Annotated in this window: 1 protein-coding gene; it reads right to left on the bottom strand. The window is 60.5% G+C overall.

Going from position 1 to position 2,215, the window contains the following annotated elements:
• A partial coding sequence (locus NBRGI_RS14235; RefSeq protein ID WP_036559020.1) for an ATP-dependent Clp protease ATP-binding subunit occupies positions 1–2,212 on the bottom strand: 2,212 nt, incomplete at its 3' end.
• Positions 2,213–2,215: the final 3 nt, after the last annotated feature.

The following is a 2,215-nucleotide window of genomic DNA, read 5'->3' as shown; positions in this document are numbered from 1 at the left end:
TGGCGACGCGGCCGATCATCAGGTCCACCATCTGCACGATCTGGTCGGTGGTGAGCTGGTGGAAGACGATGACGTCGTCGATGCGGTTGAGGAACTCGGGACGGAAGTGCTTTTTGAGTTCGTCGTTGACCTTGAGTTTCATCCGCTCGTAGTTCGAGCCCTCGGCGTTGGACTGGGTGAAGCCCAACCCGACAGCCTTGGAAATATCGGAGGTACCCAGGTTCGAGGTGAAGATCAGCACGGTGTTCTTGAAATCGACCGTGCGTCCCTGACCATCGGTGAGCCGGCCGTCTTCGAGGACCTGCAACAAGGTGTTGTAGATCTCCTGATGCGCCTTCTCGATCTCGTCGAACAACACCACCGAGAACGGCTTACGCCGCACCTTCTCGGTGAGCTGACCACCCTCTTCATACCCGACATACCCCGGAGGAGCACCGAACAGCCGCGACGCGGTGAACCGGTCATGGAACTCACCCATATCGATCTGGATGAGCGCGTCATCATCACCGAACAAGAAGTTCGCCAGCGCCTTGGACAACTCGGTCTTACCGACACCGGACGGGCCGGCGAAGATGAACGACCCCGACGGACGCTTGGGATCCTTCAACCCCGCCCGCGTGCGCCGGATCGCCTTCGACACGGCCTTGACCGCATCCTCCTGGCCGATGATCCGCTTGTGCAGCTCATCTTCCATCCGCAACAGCCGAGTGGTCTCCTCCTCGGTCAACTTGAACACCGGAATACCGGTCCAGTTCGCCAAAACCTCGGCGATCTGCTCGTCATCGACCTCGGCCACCACATCCAGATCACCGGAACGCCACTGCTTTTCCCGCTCCGCACGCTTGGCGACGAGCTGCTTTTCCTTGTCCCGTAACCGGGCAGCCTTCTCGAAGTCCTGCGCATCGATCGCGGACTCCTTCTCCCGACGCGCATCAGCGATCTTGTCATCGAACTCACGCAGATCCGGCGGAGCAGTCATCCGACGGATCCGCATCCGCGCACCCGCCTCATCGATCAAATCGATCGCCTTGTCCGGCAAGAACCGATCATTGATATACCGATCCGCCAACGTCGCCGCCGCCACCAACGCACCATCGGTGATCGACACCCGATGATGAGCCTCGTAACGGTCACGCAAACCCTTGAGAATGTTGATCGTGTGCTCCACCGTCGGCTCACCGACCTGCACCGGCTGGAACCGGCGCTCGAGCGCCGCATCCTTCTCGATGTACTTACGGTACTCATCCAAAGTGGTCGCACCGATGGTCTGCAACTCACCACGAGCCAGCTTCGGCTTCAAAATCGACGCCGCGTCGATCGCGCCCTCAGCCGCACCCGCACCCACCAGAGTGTGCAGCTCGTCGATGAACAAGATGATGTCACCACGAGTGTTGATCTCCTTGAGGACCTTCTTCAACCGCTCCTCGAAATCACCACGGTAACGACTACCCGCCACCAACGAACCCAGATCCAAGGTGTAGAGCTGCTTGTCCTTGAGCGTCTCCGGCACCTCACCATTGACGATCGCCTGCGCCAAACCCTCGACCACCGCGGTCTTACCCACACCCGGCTCACCGATCAACACCGGATTGTTCTTGGTGCGCCGGCTCAACACCTGCATCACCCGCTCGATCTCCTTCGAGCGCCCGATCACCGGATCCAGCTTGCCCTCCAACGCCGCCTGAGTCAGATTACGGCCGAACTGATCGAGCACCAGCGACGTCGACGGCGTACCCGCCTCACCCCGCGAACCCGACTCCACCGGCTCCTTACCCTGATACCCCGACAACAACTGGATCACCTGCTGACGCACCCGGTTCAAATCAGCGCCCAACTTGACCAGCACCTGCGCCGCCACACCCTCACCCTCACGGATGAGACCCAGCAAAATATGCTCGGTACCGATGTAGTTATGGCCCAGCTGCAACGCCTCACGCAGACTCAGCTCCAAGACCTTCTTCGCCCGCGGCGTAAACGGAATATGACCCGACGGAGCCTGCTGCCCCTGCCCGATGATCTCCTCCACCTGGCTACGCACACCCTCGAGCGAAATCCCGAGCGACTCCAAAGACTTGGCCGCGACACCCTCACCCTCATGAATCAGCCCCAGCAGGATGTGCTCGGTACCGATGTAGTTGTGGTTGAGCATCCGGGCCTCTTCCTGGGCCAGGACAACGACACGCCTCGCACGGTCGGTGAACCTCTCGAACATCGC

The organism is Nocardia brasiliensis IFM 10847 (assembly GCF_000710915.1).
Taxonomy (GTDB): Bacteria; Actinomycetota; Actinomycetes; order Mycobacteriales; family Mycobacteriaceae; genus Nocardia; species Nocardia brasiliensis_A.
The sequence above is the reverse complement of the archived record's forward strand: the minus strand, read 5'-3'. Positions and strand labels throughout refer to the sequence as shown.